Annotated in this window: 6 protein-coding genes; 4 read left to right on the top strand and 2 right to left on the bottom strand. The window is 72.5% G+C overall.

Annotated features, from left to right (window positions below):
- Window positions 1-281: 281 nt before the first annotated feature.
- The 3 genes from ACFVYN_RS35845 (at window position 282) to ACFVYN_RS35835 (ending at window position 2,088) form a co-directional block, all read left to right on the top strand.
- The gene (locus ACFVYN_RS35845) at window positions 282-1,247 is read left to right on the top strand and encodes a zinc-binding dehydrogenase (RefSeq protein ID WP_390006245.1); all 966 of its coding nucleotides are present in this window, start codon (window positions 282-284) and stop codon (window positions 1,245-1,247) included.
- Window positions 1,248-1,315: 68 nt separating this feature from the next.
- On the top strand, window positions 1,316-1,525 hold the full coding sequence (locus ACFVYN_RS35840) for a helix-turn-helix domain-containing protein (RefSeq protein ID WP_030038196.1): 210 nt from the start codon (window positions 1,316-1,318) through the stop codon (window positions 1,523-1,525).
- A complete protein-coding gene (locus ACFVYN_RS35835; RefSeq protein ID WP_390006243.1) occupies window positions 1,525-2,088 on the top strand; it encodes a Clp protease N-terminal domain-containing protein in 564 nt (187 codons plus the stop codon). Before ACFVYN_RS35840 ends, ACFVYN_RS35835 begins: the two co-directional genes overlap by 1 nt.
- 43 nt (window positions 2,089-2,131) lie before the next feature.
- On the opposite strand, the gene ACFVYN_RS35830 is transcribed toward ACFVYN_RS35835, so the two are convergent.
- Together ACFVYN_RS35830 and ACFVYN_RS35825 are read right to left on the bottom strand one after the other, a co-directional pair.
- A complete protein-coding gene (locus ACFVYN_RS35830; RefSeq protein ID WP_390006241.1) occupies window positions 2,132-3,208 on the bottom strand; it encodes a helix-turn-helix transcriptional regulator in 1,077 nt (358 codons plus the stop codon).
- A gap of 1 nt (window position 3,209) precedes the next feature.
- Complete coding sequence (locus ACFVYN_RS35825) at window positions 3,210-4,172, bottom strand: DUF4097 domain-containing protein (protein WP_390006240.1); 963 nt, start codon at window positions 4,170-4,172, stop codon at window positions 3,210-3,212.
- Between the two features lie 166 nt (window positions 4,173-4,338).
- Between ACFVYN_RS35825 and ACFVYN_RS35820 the strand changes: the two genes are divergently transcribed.
- A partial coding sequence (locus ACFVYN_RS35820) for a hypothetical protein (protein WP_390006239.1) occupies window positions 4,339-5,125 on the top strand: 787 nt, incomplete at its 3' end.

The following is a 5,125-nucleotide window of genomic DNA, read 5'->3' as shown; positions in this document are numbered from 1 at the left end:
CTGCGGGCGGACACCCCCCACCCCGTCCCCTTCCCGCCGTACGCGGCCAACCGCCGGATCGTGGCGCGCGGTCCGCGGTGGTGCGCGAGGTGGGGATCGGTTCGTCCTGGCGCAGGTGACTGCAGCCCCCTAGGGGCGCGGGGAACTGCGCGACCAGCCACAGCTCACCCGCACCCGCCCAACACTTCCCGCCACCCCATCCACACCCCCTTCCGCAACAGGGCGTGTGTCACAACGCGTCGCTGTTCCCCGGGCCGTCGGCGGACCCTATCGTCAAGGTCATGTTCGCTGTCTACGCCGCCCGAATCGACCGCGAGAACCCGCTCTCGGGACTGGAGTTGGGGGAGCGTCCGGCCCCCGAAGCCCGCCCGGGTTGGAGCATCGTCGATGTGAAGGCCGCTTCCCTGAATCACCATGATCTTTGGTCCCTGCGCGGCGTAGGCCTCGCAGAGGACAAGCTTCCGATGATCCTCGGCTGTGACGCCGCCGGTGTCGACGCGGACGGCAACGAGGTCGTCCTGCACTCCGTCATCGGGCAGAGCGGGCACGGGGTCGGCCCCAAGGAGCCGCGGTCCATCCTCACCGAGCACTACCAGGGGACGTTCGCCGAGCAGGTGGCGGTGCCGACCTGGAACGTCCTGCCCAAGCCGAAGGAGTTGTCGTTCGCCGAGGCCGCCTGTCTGCCCACGGCCTGGCTTACGGCGTACCGGATGCTGTTCACCAATGCCGGTGTCCGGCCCGGTGACTCCGTGCTCGTGCAGGGCGCGGGAGGCGGTGTCGCGACGGCCGCGATCGTGTTGGGGAAGGCGGCGGGACTGCGGGTGTTCGCCACCAGCCGGGACGAGGCCAGGCGCAGGCGTGCGGTGGAGCTCGGAGCCCTGGAGGCCGTGGAGTCGGGTGCCCGGCTGCCGGAACGGGTCGATGCCGTCATCGAGACCGTGGGCGCGGCCACGTGGTCGCACTCGGTCAAGTCGCTGAAGCCAGGGGGCACGATCGTCATCTCCGGTGCCACGAGCGGCGACCGCCCCTCGCACGCCGAACTGACCCGGATCTTCTTCCTGGAGCTCAAGGTCGTGGGGTCGACCATGGGGACCAAGGACGAGCTGGAGGACCTGCTGGCGTTCTGCGCGGCCACGGGTGTGCGGCCCGTCATCGACGAGGTGCTGCCCATGGACCGCGCCCGTGAGGGGTTCCAGCGGGTGGAGTCCGGCGAGCAGTTCGGGAAGGTCGTGCTCACCAACGGCTGAGCCCTTCCGTCCGCCGAGGTTGTCAACTGTGGTTGACGTGCCGGGTTATGTCAACCATAGTTGACGTCATGACCGAAGCAACGGATCTCGCCGAGCGCGCCGGTGATCGCGATCCCCGGGTCGGACTGCGCGCCGTCGCCGCGCTGCGCAGGCTGCTGGAGCAGCTGGAGGCGGTGCAGGTGCGCAGTGCGCGCCATCAGGGCTGGTCGTGGCAGGAGATCGCCGCGGAACTCGGAGTGAGCAGGCAGGCCGTGCACAAGAAGTACGGGAGGCATTGATGTTCGAGCGGTTCACGAAGGATGCCCGGGCAGTGGTCGAGGGCGCGGTCGAACATGCCGAGGCGGCAGGGGCGGGGGCCGTGGACGACGAGCATCTGCTGCTCGCCCTGCTGGACCGGGAGGGCACTCGCGCCTCCTTCGCCCTGGCCGCTCTCGGGCTCGCCGAGCGCGGGGACGCCGTACGGGAGGCGCTGGGCGAGGCGCGGCGGCGGGCCGGGCTGTCCCAGGCGGACGCCGAGGCGCTGGCCGGGCTCGGCATCGACGTCTCGGAGATCGTCACCCGCGTGGAGGAGGTGCACGGGGTCGGGGCGATGTCCGGCGACCGGAAGGGCAAGGGGTGGCGGTCCGGGCGGCACTCCTTCGGGCGGGGCGCCAAGGAGATCCTGGAGAAGGCTCTGCGCATCGCCGTGGCCCGGCGGCACCGGCACATCGGCGACGAGCACCTTCTGTTGGCGATGACGGTACGGCCGGGGGTGCCCGGGGAAGTGCTCGCCGATCACGGGGTGACCTATGAGTCGGTCGTGCGCGTCCTCTACGGCGAGGGAGAGGCGAAGGCGGGCTGAGCCCCGCGGGCGCCGGCGTCGGAGACGGCTGCGCCCGGGCGGCTCACGCCTTCGGTGCTCGCAGCAGTGCCCCGATGTGGGCCGCCGCCGTCGACAGATGGCGGCGGGCGTCGTGGAACTGGTCGGCGGTGATGCCGTGGTCGCGGGCCGCGTCGCGGATGTCGTCGCGGAAGCGGTCGAGCAGGCGGTCGAGATCGCGGCCCGGGTCCCCGGTGGAGTCCTCGTGGGCCCAGGAGGGCTCGTACTCGGCGGGGAAGTCCTCCGGCGTGTGTGAGTACTCGGGACCGGACGGCGCCCCCTCGGCCTTCTCGGACCTCGCGCGGCCCCGGCCGAAGCCGAAGTCCTTCCCGAACTCCTTGCCGTAGTCCTTCCCGAACTCGCCGAACTCCTTGGCCAGTTCGGTCAGCCCCTCGCGCACCCCCGTCGGCCAGTCGCCGCGCGCGAAGTGGTCCTGCACCTGCTCCTGCACCCGCCGGGCGATGCGCTGCACCTCCTCCTGCGCCTGCTCCCGGGCCCGGTCCTGGGCCTCCTTGGCCTGGCGGCGGGCCCGCTGGGCCTCCTCGCGGGCGCGGCGGCTCTCGTCCTTGGCCCGCCGGGCCTGCTCCTTCCACTCCTGCTTGACGCGGCGCATCTCCTCCTTGGCGGCGCGCCACGCCTCGTGGTCGGCGTACTCCGTGAAGTCCCCGAAGGGGCCCTCGTGTTCGCCGGTGCCCGCCTTGGTGCCACCGCCCCGGCGGGCCTCGGTGGCGGCCGCCCGCACCTCGCGCCGCAGGTCACCCGCCGCGCCCCGCACATCGGCGCGAATCTCGGCGGCGAGCTCGGCGACCGACTCGCGGATCTCCAGCTCCAGGTCGGCCAGTTCACCGCTGCGGTCGGCCAGCTCGGCGCGGCCCGCGTCCGTGATGGCGTACACCTTGCGGCCGCCCTCGCTGGTGTGGGTGACCAGGCCCTCCGCCTCCAGCTTGGCCAGCCGGGGGTAGACGGTGCCCGCCGAGGGGGCGTACAGGCCCTGGAAGCGCTCCTCCAGGAGCCGGATCACCTCGTAGCCGTGGCGCGGGGCCTCGTCCAGCAGCTTCAGCAGGTAGAGGCGGAGGCGGCCGTGGGCGAAGACGGGGGGCATGTCAGAGCACCTTCTTGTCGGTCGTGCCGTCGGCCGGGGCGCCGGGTGAGGAGTCGCCGTCCGGGCCGGAGACGGAATTGTCCCCCGAGTCGCTCGGTACGCCGTCCGGCGGGGCGTCCGTCACCGGAGCCTGCGTCTCCCACGGCTCCTCCTCGTCCTCCCGGGGTGGGCGGCGCAGGAGGGCGATGGAGCCCGAGACGGTGGTCGCGCGGAGCTTGCCGGTGCCGGCGCCGAGGCGGCCCGTGACCTTGTGGGCGCCCCACTGGCCGTGCACGCGCAGGCCGTCGAAGGCGTTGGAGATGGTCCCGCTCGCGGTGTTGGCCTCCACCTCCGCGTCCGCGGGCTGGGGGAGCCGGATGGCGATCTCACCCGAGACGCTGGTCAGCCGGACGTCGGTGGGGCCCTCCGGGTCGAGGTCGACGATCATCGAGCCGCTGACCGAGTCGGCCCGTACGGAGGGGCCGGAGCCCGCCACGACGGTGAGGTCCCCCGAGACCGAGTTGAAGCGCAGGTCGCCGGTGACGGCCTGGGCCTCCAGGTTCCCGGAGACGGTGTCGGCGCGGACGGGTCCTGACAGTCCCACGAGGGTCGTGTCGCCGTTGACCCCCTTCACGACCGACGGGCCGCGCAGTCCCGACACGACGGCCGCGGCGCTGACCACACCCACCTCGACGCGGGTGTCGGCCGGTACGGCCAGGGAGACGACCGCGCTGCGCCGCCAGCCCTTGCGGTCGAGCCACTTGAGGAAGCCCTTCCAGGGCAGGTCCTCGTAGGCCACCGTGAGGGTGCCACCCTCCTGGGTGACGATCAGCGGGGGTCCGTCGATCTCGGACACCTCCAGGCGTGCGGAACCTTCGTCCGTGCCCACCACGTTCACCGTTCCGTTGACGGTGCGTACGTGGAGTTCGCGTACGGGCTCGTCGAAGGTGAGCTTCCTGGGCTCCGTGACGGACCACTCGGGCATGGTGCAGACCTCCCCGTAACAACGCGCCATATCGCGTCTCCTGCAATTCACGATATATCGTGGTGGTCGAAAGTCAAGGCACTCGTTCTGGGGATGCGAAGGGGTGCGGAGGGAGTGTGGAGGGCTTAAATGTGACCAACCGGGCGAATCGCCCTAGCGTGTGATCATGTCGACGGAAGCCACCTCCCGTGCCGGTCGCACCGGTCCCGCCCCCGGCGCCCTGCTGCTGTGCCGGGCCGAGCCGGATTCCGTCGCCCCCGCGGCCCGGCTGCTGCGCGAGCGGATGCTTCTCACGCGCGCGGGGGAGGGCTGGAGTGTCCTGGTACCGGAAGGCGGGCCGTGGCTGCGCGGTGAGGAGCCGGTCGACCGTGTCATGACCGGCTGGGCCACCGCCCTGGCCGTCGGCGCTCCCTGGCCCGTCCTCGCGCTGTGGTGGGACGCCGAGCGCGGCGGCTACACCCTCGCGTCCGGCTTCCGCCGCCCCGTCGGCTACATCTGGCTCGCCAACGGCACCCCGGCCGGTGAGGACGAGGCCATGCGCACCTTCGCGGCCCGTCTCGGCCTCGACCCGGTCCTGGACGTCCAGTCCCTGGACCACCTCACGCGACCGGATCCCGCCTCGGACGCCCGCGCGCGCCTGCGCGGCCTGCTCGCGGTCCTCACCCGCGTGGGTCTGAGCCTCCCCGCAGGCCTCGCTCCCGGCGAACCGACCGACCGCCTCCACGAGGTGGCCCAGGACCGTCCGGACGCCCTCCCGATCGAGTGGGAGGGCCGGCGGGAAACGGTCCGCGACGAACCCGAAGTGGTCGCCGGCCGCCGCCTCACGCCCTGGCTCCCCTGGTCCGGCGACCCGAGGGCTCGCACCCTCGCCCTGACGCAGATGGCAGCAGGCCTCCCACTGGCCGCCTGGGGCCTACGACACCGCAGCGGGGGCTGGCTCACGGCGGGGGCGC

The sequence above is a fragment of the Streptomyces sp. NPDC058307 genome, from assembly GCF_042880295.1.
Classification (GTDB): Bacteria; Actinomycetota; Actinomycetes; order Streptomycetales; family Streptomycetaceae; genus Streptomyces.
This window is presented reverse-complemented; position numbering and strand designations above follow the sequence as displayed.

What these genes read in the sequence shown, in the direction of transcription:
- ACFVYN_RS35845 (WP_390006245.1), top strand. Translation starts at nt 282, where the DNA reads ATGTTCGCTGTCTACGCCGCCCGAATCGACCGCGAGAACCCGCTCTCG.
- ACFVYN_RS35840 (WP_030038196.1), top strand. Translation starts at nt 1,316, where the DNA reads ATGACCGAAGCAACGGATCTCGCCGAGCGCGCCGGTGATCGCGATCCC.
- ACFVYN_RS35835 (WP_390006243.1), top strand. Translation starts at nt 1,525, where the DNA reads ATGTTCGAGCGGTTCACGAAGGATGCCCGGGCAGTGGTCGAGGGCGCG.
- ACFVYN_RS35830 (WP_390006241.1), bottom strand. Translation starts at nt 3,208, where the DNA reads ATGCCCCCCGTCTTCGCCCACGGCCGCCTCCGCCTCTACCTGCTGAAG.
- ACFVYN_RS35825 (WP_390006240.1), bottom strand. Translation starts at nt 4,172, where the DNA reads ATGCCCGAGTGGTCCGTCACGGAGCCCAGGAAGCTCACCTTCGACGAG.